Here is an 18244-nt window from a genome sequence, read left to right on the forward strand (position 1 = left end):
ATCTGCAAACCGGGGCTGAAAGTTCTCGTTCACCTTGGTTGCTCTCTTTTTTCCGGAGTTGGCCTCCCTAAGGACCAATCCTTAGGGAGGCCTCATGTCAAAACACGTTGTGTTATATGCCAGGCATACTGCTCGGAAACCTCATCCCCTACTAGAAGGTTTCTTCGTTATTCAGAAACACCTGCATCGGCAAGGAAGAGACGGCCGTCGTTAGTAACGTGAACGCCCGTAATGATGTTCTTAGCAGCAATGGCATACTTGTCAGCAAACAGAGAAATGGCCTTAAAGCGGGTTGCCAGAAGATCCTGGAAGTTTGCATAGGCTGCAATACGCTCTTCGTTGTTAGCGGTCTGACGTGCCACCGTAAGAGCCTCGGTAATCTCAGCATCTTCCCATGGATAGCCAGAAGAAGGCGTAAAGACGCTGTAGAGAATATCGGGATCGAGCCATACGAAGTTACGAGAACCCATCGTAAAGTCGTTAGCCTCCATGGAAGCCTTAATGTAGGCGGCCTCCTGCTCAACAATCTGAGCATCGATGCCAACATTCTTCAGTTGCTGCTGAATGACAGGAGCTGCATTCTTAAGAGAAGCGCGGTCAGAAGGAATGAGCATCTCGAAGGAGAGGGGCTCGCCGTCTTTCTCAACAATGCCGTCGCCATCGGAATCAGACCAGCCAGCATCAGCAAGTGCCTTACGTGCGCGATCGGGATCGAAGGCAAGCTCGCCAGCAAGCTTTTCCTCCTCCTCGGCTGAATAGCAGGCCTGTGCAGAAGAAATATAGCCATAGGTAGGTGTTACCAGACCATCAAGTGTTGACTGAATCTCATCACGATCGATGGCATAGGTTATGGCTTGACGTACAGCAATATCAGCAAGAGGACCAGACTCGGTCTGCATGTACAGATAGCTCACGCCGGCTTGCTCATAGTCGAAGAGTTGGACATCTTCATTACCCTCAAGCTCTGCATAGGACGAAGTGGGTACGTCGAAGATCAAATCGACACCGCCAGACTCCACCTCAGAAACGCGGGTAAATTCATCGGGAATAAAACGAATAACGATCTTATCAAAGGCAAATGCGCCCTTATTCTCAACAAACTCGTTCTGAGTCTTGTAGTTCTCATTCTTTACAAAGGTAATTTGAGAACCCTGCTCCCAGTTCTCCACAACATAAGGACCGTTTGCTACAGGAGCACGGTTGAACTCGGCGTCATCAGTAATGGCAGCCACATCTACAATGCCGCTATAGGTGTTGGAGAGCGGCGTAATAAAATACGGAGCCGGTACTGACATGTGGAAAACAAGGGTGCGGTTATCAGGAACCTCAACAGAGGCAACATCAGCATAGTCTGATGAATATGGAGAAATCTCAAGATAGCGATCGAGCGATGCCTTATAGGCATTGGCATCAAGCGCATCACCATTCGAGAACTTTGCATCCTCGGGGAGCACGATGGTGTACGTAAGGCCATCCTCAGAAGCCTCAAAAGACTCTGCAAAGGCGGGGCTCACCTGAGAGAGATCGTCGGAATAGTTTAACAGGGGTTCATAAATGAGCCAGTGGACGTAGTTCTCCCATGTAATCTGCTGAATATCAAGGCCTTCAGGCTCATCCTGAATTCCGATGGTGAGGGTACCCTCAGCTGCCTGAGAGCTACCTGAACCGGACCCTGAACAACCAGCAAGTGCTGCCGCTCCTCCGGCGGCTGCAAGAGCGGCAAAAAACTGGCGACGTGTGGTAACAACGCGATGCTTCACGAGTTGCCTCCTCCAATTCCAAGCATTCCGTCAGCCCCAACGGTGACGGTCAATGCACATGATGCCTATCATGCATATCTGAAAAATGTTTCAAATAAGTTACACGGTTTTGCATACCACTTCGTAAAACATGTACCGAAGTGTAAAAAACACCGTGTTAACGCAGTGCTCCGATAATCTCTCCCGCCAAGGAAATCGACCCACACGCAATAAACGGTTCATCGGTAAGCGAGTCCAAAGCACGTCCCACGTTGTCAAAAACTGCTTGAGGTGTGGCCTGATGTGCTTCGAATATTTGAGCCAATTGATGGGCAGGCAAGGCTCGCGCAGATGCTGTAGCTGTGACATACACGCGAGGAAATGCTCCTGCGAGTAGCTCACAAATACCTTCAACGTCCTTATCGGCAAAAACAGCAACGAGCAGAGCAGGACGACGAGCTACATCGGGTTCTATTGCGTCAAGCGCCGACAGAAAAGCACGGATTGACTGGGGGTTATGGCAGGCATCAACCAGCACAAGCGGCTCAGCGCGCACCACATCAAATCTTCCAGGAGTGGGACACAAAACGATGGACTGCTCAAGCTGCTCATTATTCAATGCGCGACCAAGAAACACCTCGGCAAGTGCGATGGCGCATGCAATATTGCCAGCTTGATATGCCGGTTTGAGAGAGCCTACGGTCTCATAAAGAGCAAAAGGTGTTTCTACGCGCTCAATAAGCGTATCTCCAATACGGTGTGGCATATGGATGTTATGCCAACGAACTACAGGATACGAACGGGTATCACGCGCCTGACCCTTCTCAAGGATGCCTGGCGCATCGCATGTCTCATAAGGACGAACAAGTGTTGGTGTAACTCCTTGCTGAGCACACTGATTAAGAAAGACATCCTCAACAGAGGTGGGTGTAGAAGTGCCCGCTCCCAGCACACAGGCGCGTCCAGGTTTGATAACCGCTGCTTTTTCTGAAGCAATCTCTTCAAGCGTATCGCCAAGAATACGTATGTGGTCAAGGCCGACACCAGTTACCGCAACCGCCTCAATTGATTCCACAGCAGAGGTTGCATCCCAACGGCCTCCCATGCCGCATTCGAGCACTGCAACATCCACCTGAGCATCGGCAAATATGCAGACCGCTCCTACGGTGAGGAGATCAAACTCTGTTATATCGTATGGACGCTCGCCAGCGTCTCTGCGGCGACTATTCACACGTTTGCCCGCTTCCATTGCAAGAGCAATGCCTCGAGCAAACAACTCCTCAGAGATGGGTTTGCCATCTATTTCCATACGCTCGGTATACGAAACAAGCTCTGGTGACGTATACAAAGCCACCCGAAAACCCTCGCCTGCTAAGATTGCTGCCGTATAGCGAGAAGTTGATGTTTTCCCATTGGTACCAACCACTTGCACGCTGCGAAACGCTCGGTCGGGATGACCAAGCTCTGCAAGCATGTCCTCGACGGTTTCAAGCAGAGGACTTATTCCAAAACGTCCAACGCCTTTGAGAGTTGCAAGTGCCTCTTCATAACTCATCGCCGGAACTTCAAACGGCGAACACCAAGACAGAGTGCTTTTACTCATGCACGTCCTCCGAGACCAATCAAGCGCAAAGCTTCCTGACGCGAACGTGCATCTCGACGCAGACCGCCACGCACAGCAGAGGTAACAGTTAAAGCTCCTGCGCTCCGAACACCACGCATTGTCATGCAGGTATGTTCTGCCTCAAGCACCACCAGTACGCCAAGTGGATTAAGCGATCTCACCAGCGCATCGGCAATTTGAGAAGTAAGGCGCTCTTGTAGCTGCAAACGATGGGCATAGCCTTCTACACACCGAGCAATCTTTGAGAGCCCTGTAATCCGACCATCTCGAGGGATATAGGCAACATGCGCTTTGCCCACAAAGGGCAGCAAATGATGCTCGCAGAGGGAGGAAAAGGGAATGTCTTTTACAATAACCAGCTCCTCATTTCCCTCTTCTCGAAATTGCTTGAGCAAATGGGCGCCGGGATCTTCCCATTGACCAGAGAGAATTTCTGCCGCAGCACGCACCACTCGATCAGGAGTTTCCACTAAACCAGGACGATCGGGATTTTCGCCCATAGCACAGAGAAGTTCCCGCACAGCAGCGCGTGCACGCGGAAGGTCTATTGGGGAAAACTCCTGTTCATCTCCGGTGTTGGCATCTGTATTTGTCACTGCGAGTCCACCATTCTTTCAGCTGCTTCTACGACATGTGAGGCAAGGACGGCCGTCGTTATTGATCCAACTCCTCCTGGAACAGGTGAAACTGCCGCCACAAGAGGATCCACCTGATCGTGGGCAACGTCACCCACGAGGCTTCCAAGATTTTCATCCCAATTTGTTCCCACATCAATGATGGTTTGGCCGGGCTGTACACATGCAGCATCTATCAAGCCTGCCCTACCAACTGCGGCAACAACAATATCAGCCTGACGAAGAACTTCGGCAAGATTATTGGTTCGGGAATGACACAAAGTAACTGTTGCATCACGGCCGAGCAGCAAGAGCGCAAGAGGACGACCTACCACAAGCGATCGACCAACTACTGCAACACGTTTTCCGGAGAGCTCGATATGGTAGAAGTCAAGCAATTCCATTACTGCAGCTGCAGTACAAGGCGGAAATCCCGTATCAAATCCGCAAAAAACGCCAGCAAGCGATCCGGGCGTAATGCCATCGATATCTTTCGAACTTGAGAGACGCTCACATGCCGAGCGCTCATCAAGATGAGCAGGCAATGGACGCAGCAACAAACAACCATGAACCGACGCGTCTGCATTTACCACATCAATCGCTTGCTCAAGATCATCTTGAGAACAATTTTTATCAAGTACGGTGCGATGCACCACGATACCGAGGCGCTCAGCGCGACGCGAAGCCGCACGCTCATACGCAATATCATCTGGTCGCTCGCCCACACGCACAATAGCAAGACCCGGAGTTATACCCGCTTGCTCAAGTGCTTCTATGCGCCCAGCTAAACGCTCACAAAGCGCGGTTGCCACAGGAGCACCGCGGAGCAGTGTTGCCATACCTAGTCCCTCTCACGAAGTCTGTCATTCACATGAACATACACGCTATGAGCCCGAGTGCCAAATTCTGATAGTTGGGCATCAATATCTTCTTCTACAGCTGCAGCAAATTCGCGATCTGCCAACGAGCCTGTATTAACAAAAACATTGAGTGCCGCACACTCTAAGGCAGCTGCTGCCAAAGAAGCTGCACATCCCACATCCGACTGGAGCATCTTGGTGCCTTTTATAGAAAGCTCCTCAAGAAACGGCACTATTTTGCAGATACATCCAACCACTTTACGCGGAACCTCAAGAGCGCCACGTGTAGCTTCTTCAAGAACGGCAGGTTTTGTTGGATCGCTGGAGGGAAGCGCATATGCACGAGAAAGGGGCTCAAAAGCCTGTGCATCGGCATCCATAAGGGTAACAAGCTCCTCGGAAAGCTCATTGAGATGGTTGACTGCCCTCTGAACATCTTCCTCATATTCAGCGTACTTACGCTTCCCGAGCGTATATTGGCCAGTCATTGCACCCAGAGCTGCACTCAGTGCGCCAACGTAAGCAGCTACCGCGCCTCCACCAGGTGTAGGCGCTTTTTCCGCAACCGCATATACAAATTGCGAACAACTCTTATTCGCAAGCTCATGTGACATAAGCTAACCCCTTCAACGGCAGCGCTTTAGCAATACTGTCCAAGCTTAATGAATGAAATATACCTTCACATAATAAAAATGACATTTCTGATGCTCGTCAGGCACATTCGCTATGCAGTATCTCATGCTCACACACCACATATTCCACCGGAAGATCATGCTCTTCCACACAATGAAAGACCGAGAGATCCTCTACAAGTTGACAAGAACGAGCAAGGCCAACAGTAGGACTGCCCGTAACCTGCGTGAGAAATGTGTCGTAATAGCCCCCACCATATCCCAAGCGCATGCCATGCTTATCAAATACCAACCCGGGAACCACAATGAGTGCTTGATCTACCTGATTAAGGTCAAACAAAGTCTCTTCCCTATCGGGTGGCTCCTCAATTCCCCATTTTGACTGTTCAAGACCATCAAGGCTTTGTATGGTATGCCATCTCATGCGCCGAGGACCAACGCAGCGTGGCAACGCAACCGTCTTGCCTTCCAACAGGGCTGCCTCGATGAGCATTCTTGTATCAACCTCAGCTCCAACAGAGAGATAGCTCAATACCTGTGTTGCATTGCGCCATAGCTCGCTTGCATGCAGACATGAAAAAATGGCCTCATCTGCTGCGCGGCGCAATGACACATCTAACGAGTCACGTTTTTTGCGCCAAACGCGTCTCATCTCATTTTTTGCTACCGTGGATTTCTGAGCGACCATCAATTCTACCTTTCGCACATCCAAAGGAGTCAGGCATGAAAGCACAGACAATTACGCGCTGTGGCATGCTCATAGCTCTTCTCAGCGTAAGCGCATGGGTAACACTACCACTTGGCCCTGTCCCTTTTACCCTTCAGACATTGGCTCTCTCTGCACTTGTTATTGTTGCTTCTCCAGGTGAGGCAATGCTCTCAGTGGGCTTGTATCTTGTACTCGGAGCCGCAGGACTACCTCTCTTTTCTCATTTTGGCGCTGGTGTTGCTCAGATAGCAGGACCAACCGGCGGCTATCTCTGGGGATTTTTTGTTGGCACAGCTGCCGCACAACTGATAAGGGGCTCACACACTCAAACAACAAGTGCCAGCCGCGACTATTTCGCAGCTGGCACCATGCTTGTTATTACCTATCTTTTGGGAACAGCTCAGCTCATGTTCATGATGCAGATATCACTCACAGAAGCGCTCGGGATAGCCGTGCTACCTTTTGTTATTCCCGATGCCATCAAGCTGGTTATTGGCGTGCGCGTCGGACAAGCTGTTCGACGCGCACTCACAGCACTCAAAAGCGCTTAGGCGAGATCGTTTACCTGTGCACGCAGCTGCTCAATGACATCATGCAACTCAGCTGCCTGAGCGCGCTTCTTCTCAACAACTTCAGGAGCGGCTTTGGCAAGGAAGCCTTCATTAGAAAGTGTGCGCTCGACACCAGAAAGATCCTTTTCTGCACGCGCAAGCTCTTTCTCAAGACGAGCACGCTCTTGAGCCAGATCAACCAGGCCACCGAGCGCGACATAGGTTTCCAGCACGCCGTCCACAACAGTAATGGAGCCTTCAGGACGAGCAACGTTTTCACCCGCCTCAAAGCTATTCAGATGACCCACAGAGCATACGAATCCTGCTTGCTCCATCAAGGCGCAGGCATCATCAGCCGAACAACGCACAGCAACACTCAGGTCTGCACGAGGAGAGAGACGATACCTCGCACGTGTTGAACGCACGCAGGAAACAACCCTTCGGGCAAGCTCAAACTTATGCTCTGCCGCATCATTAATGAATGAAGCATACTGAGCTGGCTCTGGCCAAGCAGCAAGCATCAGGAACTCTGCTGAATGATCATCAAGACCGCTGGCAGGAAGAATATCCCAAATATATTCGGTCACAAATGGCATAACCGGATGGAGGAGACGCATGCATGTATCGAGGACAAACACCAGATTACGCTGCACCTGCAGACGCTCTTCAGGCGTGCCATCGAGCAGGCGACTCTTGCAGAGCTCCACATACCAGTCGCAGACTTCACCCCAGAAGAATGACTGAAGTTCACGAACATACTCGCCAAACTCATAGGTTTCAAGACGCTCGGTTGATGCAGCCACAATCTTGGCAAGACGGCTGAGCATCCATGCATCTTCCGGAGTCTCAGCTGAAGCAGGGCCAGGCTCATAGCCATCAAGATTCATCATTACAAAGCGGCTTGCATTCCAAATCTTCGTAACGAAAGACCGTGCTTGTTCAGTACGAGGACTATCGATAAGTTCACGCGTTTTCTTATCGATATTGGCGTCAAACTTAACATCCTGATTGTTCGTGATAAGCGTAAGAAGATTAAAGCGCATAGCATCTGCGCCGTACTTATCCATAAGGTCCATCGGGTCAACGCCGTTGCCCTTGGACTTTGACATACGGCTGCCATCCTTAGCAAGGATAGTAGCGTAGATATACACATCATGAAATGGAATCTCATCGGTGAAATAGAGGGAGCTCATAATCATGCGAGCAACCCAGAGCGCAATAATATCGCGGGCTGTTACCAGCACCTTTGTAGGATGATGACCTTCCATTTGCTCGGGATGATCGGGCCAACCCTGTGTGGCAAACGTCCACAGCTGGCTGGAGAACCAAGTATCGAGAACATCTTCATCTTGATGGACATGATCCGAGCCACAATGAGGACACACATCGGTGTCCTCCATAAGTGCGTCTTCCCAGCCGCAGTCCTCGCAATAGAACACAGGAATACGATGTCCCCACCAAAGCTGACGAGAAATACACCAGTCTTTGAGGTTATCCATCCACGTAAGATAAGTTTGTGTCCAGCGAGAGGGATGGAAGGTAATCTCGCCATCCTTCACCACCTGGGTTGCACGCTCCTTGAGCTTATCAACCGCAACAAACCACTGCTCAGAAAGCCAGGGCTCAAGCGCTGTATCGCAGCGATAACAATGCATGACCGAATGGTCAAGCTCTTCTATCTTCTCGAGTAGACCATGTTCCTCAAACCATGCGACAACAGCTTCACGACATTCATCGCGATTCATGCCGGAGAATTCGCCATAGCCAGGAACCACAACGGCATGCTCGTCGAATATATTGATTTGCTCAAGATTGTGAGCTTGCCCCATGGCGTAGTCGTTAGGATCGTGGGCCGGCGTAACCTTCACAAAGCCCGTTCCGAAGCCTGCATCAACATGCCAATCGGAGAAAATAGGAATCTCACGGTTAACAATAGGAAGCATGACCTTTGCGCCCACTAACGCAGCCTTTTCCGGATCGCTCGGAGAAACTGCCACGCCAGTATCGCCCAACATGGTCTCGGGGCGAGTGGTAGCAACTGTTATGTATTCGATTCCATTTACTGGCTCAACAAGCGGGTACCGCAGATACCAGAGATGACCCTTCTCATCTTTATATTCTGCTTCATCATCTGAAATAGCGGTGCAGCAGGAAGGGCACCAGTTAACAATGCGCTTACCACGATAGATCAAGCCATCGTGATACCAGTCACAAAAGACCTTACGCACAGCCCGGCTAAATTCGGGTGACATGGTGAATTTTTCATCTTCGAAATCGATTGAGCAGCCCATGCGCTTGATCTGCTCAACAATGATTCCACCGTATTCTTTACGCCAATCCCAGCAAGCATCAAGAAAACGCTCGCGTCCGATTTCTAGCCGCGAGATACCCTGTTCTTTAAGCTGCTTATCAACCTTGGTTTGCGTGGCAATACCGGCATGGTCGGTTCCTAGAATCCAGCGAGTAGAACGACCACGCATACGGTTATATCGAATAAAGGTATCCTGAATGGTGTCATCCATTGCATGACCCATGTGGAGTACACCGGTAACGTTTGGAGGTGGAATAACGACGGTGCAATCTTCTGAGCCTGCACTCCGGCGATAGCACCCCGCATCCATCCATTTTTGTACAAGTTCAGGTTCTGAAGTCTTAGGATCGTAAGTCTTGGGTATCTCTTTCACGAAAGTCCAACCTTCCAATGACTTTTGCGGACTTGCTTAAAACAAGCTGCCGGCATTGTATCTCACGAGCATAGCACGCCGGTTGCATCTACGACTCTCTATGGCAGAATCGTGAAACTGCATTTTACAGCGCGACGAGTAACAGGAGGAAAGCATGTTTACAGCACTTGCGTCGCTGCTCATACTTTTTGTACTGATTCGTCTCGCTATAAGTGCATGGCGATACTTTACCGCATGGCTTGGCCGTGGAAAACTCTTGCGGTGGGCAACAGATGAAATAGAAGAGCAATACGCCCTTGGCATTCGCACTTACATTTCAAATATGGAAGCATGGCGTGCAGAAGCCGACCATTTTTGGCAGCGCTCCAAACGACCGCGTCTCACGCGAGATCAGCGTGATGCTATCCATGATGCCATTTCGCAGGCTCGTTCACGCTACCTCGATCTTCTCAAGCTTTCTTGGTACCAGATTGTCATTATTTTTCTTATTGCCAGTGTTATTGGATTGGTTATTGAACAGATTTGGATGCTTATAACTGCCGGTTTACTTGAATCACGTCCAGGGCTTGTATGGGGGCCGTTCTCCCCTCTCTATGGTCTAGGAGCAGTACTCCTCACCGTTATTTGTTGGGAGTTACGCAAACATCACGTAGGAGACATGACCATCTTTTTAGTATCTGCGGTAGTTGGTGGGCTGCTTGAACAATTTGCCGGCTGGACGATGGAGACGCTATTTAACGCTCAATCATGGACCTATATATACCTACCCGACCACATTACCCAATGGGTTGCGTGGCGTTTTCTCTTTTTCTGGGGTCTTATTGGTCTTGTCTGGGCTCGTTATGTTATGCTTGAGCTGCTCTATCGCATTGGCATGCCAACCACAAATAGACAGGTCATATTTGTTGGACTTTTAACTGTCTATCTTGTAGTGGATATCTTTATGACCTTTGCTTGTTTTACACGAAAAACTGCTCGCGATGAAGGCATTCCTCCATCAACTCCCTTTGAAGAGTGGGTGGATGAAAACTTTACTGACAGTTTTATAGCTGGACGTTTTCAAAATCTTGCTGTAGGAGAAGAACAACAAGAGGCGCGTGGCTACAATGGGAAAAACTGATCCTCATACTGCTCAAGAAAATCGTTTTACACGACTTATTCCTCTTATTGGAGAAGATGGACTTAAACGGCTTACACAAGCACGCGTCATGGTGCTTGGCCTTGGCGGCGTTGGATCAAGTTGCTGTGAAGCACTCGCACGGGGTGGCGTAGGCAAACTCACACTCGTCGATGGAGACGTCGTGGCGCCTTCAAATCTCAATCGCCAGGTCATTGCCTATGAGTCCACACTGGGACAACCCAAAACAGAAGTTGCTTCACATATGGTGCGTGCAATCAATCCCGCTTGCAACGTAACAGTTCTTCAGGCTTTTCTTGAGCGCGGCAGCCTTGAAGAGCAACTGAATGCATTACCACGTCCCGACTATGTTATCGATGCCATTGACACCGTTTCCCAGAAGCTCGCCATCGCACAATGGGCACAATCTCACAACATCCCTTTATTGGCAAGCATGGGAGGAGCAGGCAAGCTTTACCCGCAGCTTCTACGATTTTCTGACATCTCAGAAACGTATGGAGATGCGCTTGCACGAGTCATACGCAAAGAATGTCGCAAGCGCCACATTACTAAACTTGAAGTTCTTTGGTCGCCTGAAGCGGCACACGCCTCACACACAACCAATGAGCAAGGTCAAGCAATACTTGCCACCTCATCATATTTGCCACCCATAATGGGTCTTATGCTTGCAGGAAGAGTACTTTGTGAGCTCTCTGGTTTGGGATGGGAATTGGACCAATGAAAACACCAGATTTTAAAGATTCCTATCCCCTTCTTGATGCCCACTGCCATCTAGATCTCATGCCTAATGGCGAAGAAGTCGCCCGCAGCTGCGCGGATCTTAATACATCTTTTCTCGCAACCACAGTTACTCCTCAAGGCTACCAGCAAGCGTGTGAACGATTTTCTTCATACCAAAATGTACGCGTGGCGCTTGGTGCGCATCCCTGGTGGATCGCAGATGGACGCCTTTCCTCTCAGGACATTCATCTCTTTTGTGAGCTTGCTGAACATGAGCGTTACTTAGGAGAGGTCGGCATAGATTTGTCGCCTCATCATGTAGATCCGCTCTCTCAAAAGGTTCAGAGTGAAGCTTTTGGAATTATTGCTCAAGCTGCAGCGCGCCTTACGCAACAGACAGGTCTCGTGCGTATATTGTCCATTCATTCCGTGCGTTCAAGCGAGATTATTCTTGATATTTTGGAGAGAACTGGCTGTGTGGTTTCTAGTCCCTCATCGAGCAAAGGCACTCGTGATGCCGGGCTTTGTCGTTGCATTTTTCATTGGTTCACGGGAAGTTGTGAGGAGCTCTGGCGGGCTATTCGTTCAGGATGCCGTTTTTCCATAAATGAGCGTATGCTCGCAACCAAACGTGGACGGGAATATTGCCGTCTTATACCTGATGATCGCCTTCTTTTAGAAACGGATCTTCCTGAAACATATGAAGCACCAACTGATCCCAAAGCTCTTATCACCTCGCTTTACCGCACGCTCGAAGGTCTTGCGCAGATACGAAATTGCCCTACTGATGAGCTGGCTTGTCGTATAGATAACAACGTGCAAAGTCTCTTTGTGTAATAAGAATATGTGCAGTCTATTTCTACAAAACGAAAAGGTTTGCACCGTATGAGCTAAAGACTATGCTTGTGTGAACCTTGACCGGTAAAGGCATTCCTACAACATGAGTTGAGGAAGGATTGGTATGACAAACATGGAAGAAACCCCTCTTTACAAGCGAGAGGGCGACTATATCCCTCGCGTAGCCGCCGTGCATGACCTCTGCGGATACGGTAAATGCTCTCTTGGTATCGCAATTCCAGTGCTCTCTGCAGCCGGCATTGACGTGTGCCCCGTGCCTACATCTCTTTTTTCTGCTCACACAAAGTTCCCCACGTTTTACATGCACGACACGACTTCAATGCTGACTGACTACCTCAATGCATGGCGTGAAGAGGGTATCGATCTCGACGGTATCTATTCTGGCTTCCTGGGTTCTGCCGAGCAGGTTGGAGCAATTCTTCGCCTCTATGAAGAGTATCCAAAAGCCCTGCGTATAGTTGATCCTGTCATGGGCGACGGTGGATCAAAATATCCTACCTACACCGATGAGATGTGCGAAGCAACACGAGGATTGGTCGACGGTGCCGATGTTTTGCTTCCCAACCTCACCGAGGCTTCCATTCTTACGGGCATTCCATATGAAGGACAAGATGTCGACATGGCATTTGTCAGCCGTATGTGTGACGCACTGCTCTCCATGGGTGCAAAAGCTGTCGTACTCAAGGGCGTTGTGCATGAGGGAGAGCCGATCATTCGCAACTATGTGGCTTATGCCAACAATGCAGATAAACCCCTCGAAATTGCTGGTGAACTCCTCCCCTACATGCTCCATGGCACCGGCGATCTGTTTGCAAGCGGCGTAGTTGCAGCATTGTATACAGGACGTACACTCTGTGAATCAGTAGATTTTGCAAGCCGTCTTGTACGCGATGCCATGCGTGTTACCCCTGCTCAGCCCGACTTTGAAACACGTGGCGTGAGCTTTGAGCCTGTTTTGGGCGATGTAACCGCTCTTCTTGCATAAACTAATTAATTTATAGAATCTTTTGCAATAACTTCTGGGATAATGGTTTGGCAGTAATCTAAAAAGAGCGTCGCAGCTGGGCCTAATTCCTCAGAAGGCCAGAGCAATGCAATTTCACGATAAATGGGCTCTTCTAAAGGAATGGCAATAACTGAAGTGCCTTTCCTAAGGGAGAGCTCAAGTTCTGGAATAAGACTAAGTCCCATCCCTGCCTCTACCATATCAATTGCAGTCCAATTATCTACTGCTGAAAAACTTGAGTGAACCTCAACTTGTGCATCTCTTAAAGCTCGCAGAGTTGTACTCATTGAACCGAGAATAAAATTATAGTTCGAAAACTCTTCTATAGGAAAACGCTGAAGGCATGCAAGCTGATGATTCGGTGGCACGACCGCTAGATATGGATCGTTTTTTAAAACCTGTTTTTGTAGTTTTGTCCTAGGAGACGGCACAAAAATACCCAAATCAATTCTTCTATCAAGTAACATGCGTTCCATCTCATCGCTTGTTCCATCAACAAGTCGAATCTCTATATTTGGATATTGCTCATGAAATTCCCGAACAACCGGCAAAATCCATGTTGATGCAACACTTTGAAAAGCTGCAATCCTAACAGATCCAATTTGAATTCCAGACACATTTGCAACACTTTGTCTAAGAGAATCGCTGGCTTCAACAAGAGCGCGTATCCTAGGCATAATCTCTATGCCCTCCCGGGTAAGAGTCACACCTTTCTTACTTCTTATAAATAATTTGAAGCCAAACTCTTCCTCAATATCTTTAACCATATGGCTAATCCCAGACTGCGTGTAATTTAATTCAAGAGCAGCTTGGGTCATATTGCCCAGATCAACAACTCTTAATAAGACTTCATATTTATTCAGATCCATTTTTACCCTTGCAGCTAATGTAACAAAGCTATCATGAGATTTTCTCATCTTTATAATAGATATTATTCGCTTTTCCTCATGATAAACGTCTCGTATCTTTGTAGTTGAAGGTTATCGGCTCGAGCGATAAGTCTCCTCTGTCATCCATTGCGTCATGTTAAGGAGGCATTATGAAACCCAATGACCCTCGCCCTATGTTTGAAGAAATTTGCCAACAGGCAGAAATAATTCGAGAATTAATCTCAAACCGCAAAGCAATAACTCAAGATTTTGTTTCACTGATGAAGCAGAAAGATATCCGCAAAATATATCTCACTGGAGCTGGATCACCATTATATGCTGCTGAAGTTATGAGAATTGCAGCGATAAAATTACTGAATGTCGATGCAACAGCGTATCCTCCTTCGCTTTTTAATTCACACATAGGATTTGATACAAGGCATTTATCTCCAGATCAAATGCTTCTTATTTGTCCAGCCGAATCAGGCCATTCAAAAGGTCAGGTAGATGCGGCAAGAGCTGCTCACCAATTAAATATTCCCGTAGTATGTACAACTTTAAATCCAACAGGAGTTCTTGCTCGCGAATGTGACGTGGTCTTAGCCAAGCCAGGCGGACATGAAAAAGCTTATGTCACAACAAAAGGCCAGACCATTGCACTCTTACTTGTATTGATGTGTTTGATTGATGCTGCATTAGCACTTAATCAGATAACGGAAAAGGAATATTCAAAGTACTTATCTGCTCTTAATGCACTGCCAGATAACATTGAACAGACAATAAATAATGCCCTCTCTTGGTTTTATCAGCATGAAGAGATGGTCATGTCGGCGGACACATATAGATTCATTGGATACGGCGCCAACTTTGGAACTGTCAATGAGTGTGCTTTAAAGATTGCAGAATCGGTTCGTAAACCTTCATTCTGTTATGAACTTGAAGAAACACTTCATGGACCTATGATTTCCATGAGTGAAAAGGATCTGCTATTTCTTCTTGCTACAGAACCCGGCTATGAACGAGATAGAACAATTAAGTTGGCCCAGATACTAGCTGAAATAACTTCAAATGTTGTAGTTATCCAAAGCTCCAATAAGAAGACTTTTAACAACAATGATCTTTTAATTCAGACCGGTGATATTGAGTTTATTGATGCCATTGAGTACATGATCCCGGCTCAAGTTATTGCATTTAAAGTCTCAGACAATCTTGGGATTGATACAACTATTGATCCCTATGACGATCTTCACAAAGCAATGGAAACTAAGTATTCGGATTAAAACCCGACCTGACATCTTTTTGTAAGCCTCACAAACGCTGTCCAACAAAATCATCAAAAGGAGGGCGACATGTCGGTGAGCTATAAATGCAAAAATGATGACTCATGCATCATTCTTGCAATTGATGTTGGTGGATCAAAATTTGTAATTGGATATGTTGAAACCAACGGCACGATTTTATGCCAAAAAAGATATACATGGGAGTCCGATTCAAGGACGCCAACAATTGTTGTTGAGGAAATTTGCAGTCGCATAGATCAACTAAAGGCAATCTATCCTGAATGGGCTTCTCGCACTATTGCTGCAGGTATGACACTTCCTGGCTTCGTAAATACTAATGATGGCATTTGGGTTGAATCAGATTTTATGGGTGCTCATAATTATCCAATCTCCGAACAAATGTCAAAACGTATTGGCATCCCTGTATATGCTGATAATGACTGCAAAGCATGCGCTCTGGCAGAACGTCTTTATGGCGCAGGCGGCGCTAGCGATGATTTTCTTTATATGACGGTAAGCAACGGTATCGGTGGAAGTATTTACATTGATGGACTGCCCTATGGAGGGGCTTTCGGCCATGCTGGCGAACTTGGTCTCTTTGTAATGCAAGAAAATGGAAGGGATTCTGAAACAGATTGTTCTGGAGTCTTGGAAACATATGCTTCTGGCAGAGGTTTTCATCAAACATATGTCGAAGCAGGAGGTAATGAAACTGATTCAGAAGGTAATATCACCGGTGGTCTCTATATATCGGAAAAAGCAGCAGCAGGAGAACAAGCAGCATTAACGACCTTTTCTAAACAAGGATACTGGCTTGGTAGAGGTTTAGCTTCAGCATTAAGCCTACTTGATCCTGGACGAGTAATTGTTGGCGGCGGATTATCAATGGTATTCGAAAGGTATCGATATCAATTACTCACTACATTACGTCGCTGTAATCCGTTGTACGCAATAGATCCAATCCCCATAGAGCCAACTATGTTAGGTTACTTAGGAGCATTTCTGGGTGCTGCCGCACTTGCTCTTCGAGGTTTAGGTTTATGCGATCCTGCTCCTAACCCACAAATAGAAAAAAATGATGAACTTGTAGTAAGCATAAATTCTACTGTTAGTTCTTTTCTCACAATCAGAGGGCAAAAACACCATGGAATCCATGGGCATGGAGGAGATCTAGCAGGACTTATAGTGGACGATTCTTCCACTCTTACACTCGGTGAAGCAATTTCAACTCGTGGAATGATTAGACACTGGAAAGAAACAGGCGGAACCTCCGTTTCCGCAAATTCAACGCTATCAGATCTAATAGCTGCCGCAGATAGTAATGATGAGAAAGCTCAGGCAACATTAGCTAAGGCGGGACATTATCTTGGAAAAGCTGTAGCTATTGAATGCGTTCTTATGGATCCTCAGCGCGTCAGAATTCAAGGCGAGTTTGTTAGAGCTCGTCACTGGTTCGAATCATCATTTATGCAAACACTGCAAACGGAAACCTACTATCGCGGAAAACTACCTTTCTCAATTTTATTTGAATAAATGTCACCTCATTTTGCTATGAGCACCTGTCATGCAATTAAACTTATGAACTGATATGGGTGATTCAGCTATGACTAATAACAAACCCTCTATTAAGAAAGTTGTAAAAGCGCTTTTAAAGCTTCAAGACATAGGAGAATCAGGGACTTTACTAGGCATAGGCCCGATGTCATCAAATCTTCTTCAAGCCTCTTTTGAGCTAGGCCGTGACCTAGATTTTCCTCTTATGTTTATAGCTTCACGCAATCAAGTTGACTTAGATGAACTCGGTGGTGGCTATGTAAATAATTGGAATCAGCAGCAATTTGCACAAGATATTTGTCAAATAGCAACATCTACCGGATTTAACGGAATTTATTATCTTTGTCGCGATCATGGTGGCCCTTGGCAAAGAGATGCAGAGAGAAACATGCATCTATCAGAAGATGAGGCTATGGCGTTAGCTCGTCAATCATATCTTGCCGATATGATTGCGGGCTTTGATTTACTTATGATTGACCCAACAAAAGATCCTTATCAGGTTGGAAAAGAAATTCCTTTAGATATTGTCCTTCACAGAACGGTCGATTTAATCGAGTGGTGCGAAACAGAACGTAGAAAACGTGGATTACCTGAAATTGGCTATGAGGTGGGAACTGAAGAAACAAATGGAGGATTAACTTCACCTGAGAAGTATCAAACTTTTATTGATCAACTTGCTATTGAGTTGGATAGACGTCAACTACCTATGCCAACATTTATTGTTGGACAAACAGGAACACTCATTCGTCAGGCAAAACAAGTAGGACACTTTGATTTTAAGGCTGCTTCAGAGCTGTCAAAATTAGCGCGTCAATATGGAGTGGGACTAAAAGAACATAACGGAGACTATCTTGACGATATAGTATTAATGGAGCATATACCTTCACATGTTCTAGCTTCAAATGTAGCCCCAATGTATGGAACTGAAGAAACCAAAGCCTATATTTCTCTATGCAAATTTGAAGAAAAGCTCATCAAAGACCAGCTAATTGCTCCAACCGAAAAAAGTAATTTAATCCATACACTCCTTATTAAAGCTCTTGAAACTGGGCGTTGGCGCAAATGGACAATAGGAAATGATTCGTTATTAACCAATGAAGAAGTATTAGCTAACAAACAGTTGTCAAAGCAAGTTTTAGCAACTTCGGGACATTACGTCTTTAATGACGATGAAGTAAGAAGAGAGATAACACGCCTATATTCAAATTTAAGTAAGGTTGGCATCAACGGAAAACGTTTTGTTATAAATCGTATTAAACGATCTTTGCAACAGTATGTTGAAGCATACTGCCTCGAAGGTATTACTACCCGTATCAATAATGTAATCAATTGACAGAACTGCTAGTACTCAATTCATTTTTATAAGAAATCTGTCTTTCAAACTCTCATACATAAGCGCCTGCCAC

General features: G+C 47.0%; 16 protein-coding genes. 8 read left to right on the forward strand and 8 right to left on the reverse strand.

Annotation, left to right across the window (positions count from 1 at the left end; translation table 11 throughout):
* Window positions 1-167 precede the first annotated feature (167 nt).
* From ACQY6Y_RS00500 to ACQY6Y_RS00525, 6 genes are all read right to left on the reverse strand, one after another.
* Entirely contained in the window at window positions 168-1760 is a 1593-nt protein-coding gene (locus ACQY6Y_RS00500) for an ABC transporter substrate-binding protein (RefSeq protein ID WP_428378353.1), read from the reverse strand.
* 157 nt (window positions 1761-1917) lie between these two features.
* The gene (locus tag ACQY6Y_RS00505) at window positions 1918-3342 is read right to left on the reverse strand and encodes a bifunctional folylpolyglutamate synthase/dihydrofolate synthase (protein ID WP_428378354.1); all 1425 of its coding nucleotides are present in this window, start codon (window positions 3340-3342) and stop codon (window positions 1918-1920) included.
* Complete coding sequence (gene folE / locus ACQY6Y_RS00510) at window positions 3339-3959, reverse strand: GTP cyclohydrolase I FolE (protein WP_428378355.1); 621 nt, start codon at window positions 3957-3959, stop codon at window positions 3339-3341. The genes ACQY6Y_RS00505 and folE overlap by 4 nt, the downstream gene beginning before the upstream one ends.
* Complete coding sequence (locus ACQY6Y_RS00515) at window positions 3956-4816, reverse strand: bifunctional 5,10-methylenetetrahydrofolate dehydrogenase/5,10-methenyltetrahydrofolate cyclohydrolase (RefSeq protein WP_428378356.1); 861 nt, start codon at window positions 4814-4816, stop codon at window positions 3956-3958. Before ACQY6Y_RS00515 ends, folE begins: the two co-directional genes overlap by 4 nt.
* Window positions 4817-4818: 2 nt before the next feature.
* A complete protein-coding gene (locus tag ACQY6Y_RS00520) occupies window positions 4819-5451 on the reverse strand; it encodes a cyclodeaminase/cyclohydrolase family protein (protein ID WP_428378357.1) in 633 nt (210 codons plus the stop codon).
* Between the two features lie 97 nt (window positions 5452-5548).
* A complete protein-coding gene (locus ACQY6Y_RS00525) occupies window positions 5549-6157 on the reverse strand; it encodes a 5-formyltetrahydrofolate cyclo-ligase (RefSeq protein ID WP_428378358.1) in 609 nt (202 codons plus the stop codon).
* A 35-nt stretch (window positions 6158-6192) separates the two neighbouring features.
* Between ACQY6Y_RS00525 and ACQY6Y_RS00530 the strand changes: the two genes are divergently transcribed.
* Window positions 6193-6729, forward strand: coding sequence for a biotin transporter BioY (locus ACQY6Y_RS00530; RefSeq protein ID WP_428378359.1), 537 nt, complete (start codon window positions 6193-6195; stop codon window positions 6727-6729).
* Here ACQY6Y_RS00530 and ACQY6Y_RS00535 read toward each other — a convergent pair.
* Complete coding sequence (locus ACQY6Y_RS00535) at window positions 6726-9413, reverse strand: valine--tRNA ligase (RefSeq protein WP_428378360.1); 2688 nt, start codon at window positions 9411-9413, stop codon at window positions 6726-6728. The genes ACQY6Y_RS00530 and ACQY6Y_RS00535 overlap by 4 nt on opposite strands.
* Before the next feature lie 154 nt (window positions 9414-9567).
* On the opposite strand from ACQY6Y_RS00535, the gene ACQY6Y_RS00540 reads away from it, so the two are divergent.
* From ACQY6Y_RS00540 to ACQY6Y_RS00555, 4 genes are all read left to right on the forward strand, one after another.
* Window positions 9568-10533, forward strand: a complete 966-nt coding sequence (locus tag ACQY6Y_RS00540) for a putative ABC transporter permease (RefSeq protein WP_428378361.1) — start codon at window positions 9568-9570, stop codon at window positions 10531-10533.
* Window positions 10520-11272, forward strand: a complete 753-nt coding sequence (locus ACQY6Y_RS00545) for a tRNA threonylcarbamoyladenosine dehydratase (protein ID WP_428379928.1) — start codon at window positions 10520-10522, stop codon at window positions 11270-11272. Before ACQY6Y_RS00540 ends, ACQY6Y_RS00545 begins: the two co-directional genes overlap by 14 nt.
* On the forward strand, window positions 11269-12108 hold the full coding sequence (locus ACQY6Y_RS00550; protein WP_428378362.1) for a TatD family hydrolase: 840 nt from the start codon (window positions 11269-11271) through the stop codon (window positions 12106-12108). Before ACQY6Y_RS00545 ends, ACQY6Y_RS00550 begins: the two co-directional genes overlap by 4 nt.
* A gap of 124 nt (window positions 12109-12232) precedes the next feature.
* Complete coding sequence (locus ACQY6Y_RS00555) at window positions 12233-13114, forward strand: pyridoxamine kinase (RefSeq protein ID WP_428378363.1); 882 nt, start codon at window positions 12233-12235, stop codon at window positions 13112-13114.
* Between the two features lie 5 nt (window positions 13115-13119).
* Here the strand turns inward: ACQY6Y_RS00555 and ACQY6Y_RS00560 are convergent, their stop codons facing one another.
* Complete coding sequence (locus ACQY6Y_RS00560; RefSeq protein WP_428378364.1) at window positions 13120-14004, reverse strand: LysR family transcriptional regulator; 885 nt, start codon at window positions 14002-14004, stop codon at window positions 13120-13122.
* 170 nt (window positions 14005-14174) lie between these two features.
* Between ACQY6Y_RS00560 and ACQY6Y_RS00565 the strand changes: the two genes are divergently transcribed.
* From ACQY6Y_RS00565 to ACQY6Y_RS00575, 3 genes are all read left to right on the forward strand, one after another.
* A complete protein-coding gene (locus tag ACQY6Y_RS00565; protein ID WP_428378365.1) occupies window positions 14175-15284 on the forward strand; it encodes an SIS domain-containing protein in 1110 nt (369 codons plus the stop codon).
* Window positions 15285-15353: 69 nt separating this feature from the next.
* A complete protein-coding gene (locus ACQY6Y_RS00570) occupies window positions 15354-16817 on the forward strand; it encodes an ROK family protein (protein WP_428378366.1) in 1464 nt (487 codons plus the stop codon).
* 55 nt (window positions 16818-16872) lie between these two features.
* Window positions 16873-18171, forward strand: coding sequence for a class II D-tagatose-bisphosphate aldolase non-catalytic subunit (locus tag ACQY6Y_RS00575; RefSeq protein ID WP_428378367.1), 1299 nt, complete (start codon window positions 16873-16875; stop codon window positions 18169-18171).
* Window positions 18172-18244: the final 73 nt, after the last annotated feature.

It is taken from the genome of Olsenella sp. Marseille-QA0557 (assembly GCF_965119725.1).
GTDB lineage: Bacteria > Actinomycetota > Coriobacteriia > Coriobacteriales > Atopobiaceae > Coprovicinus > Coprovicinus avistercoris.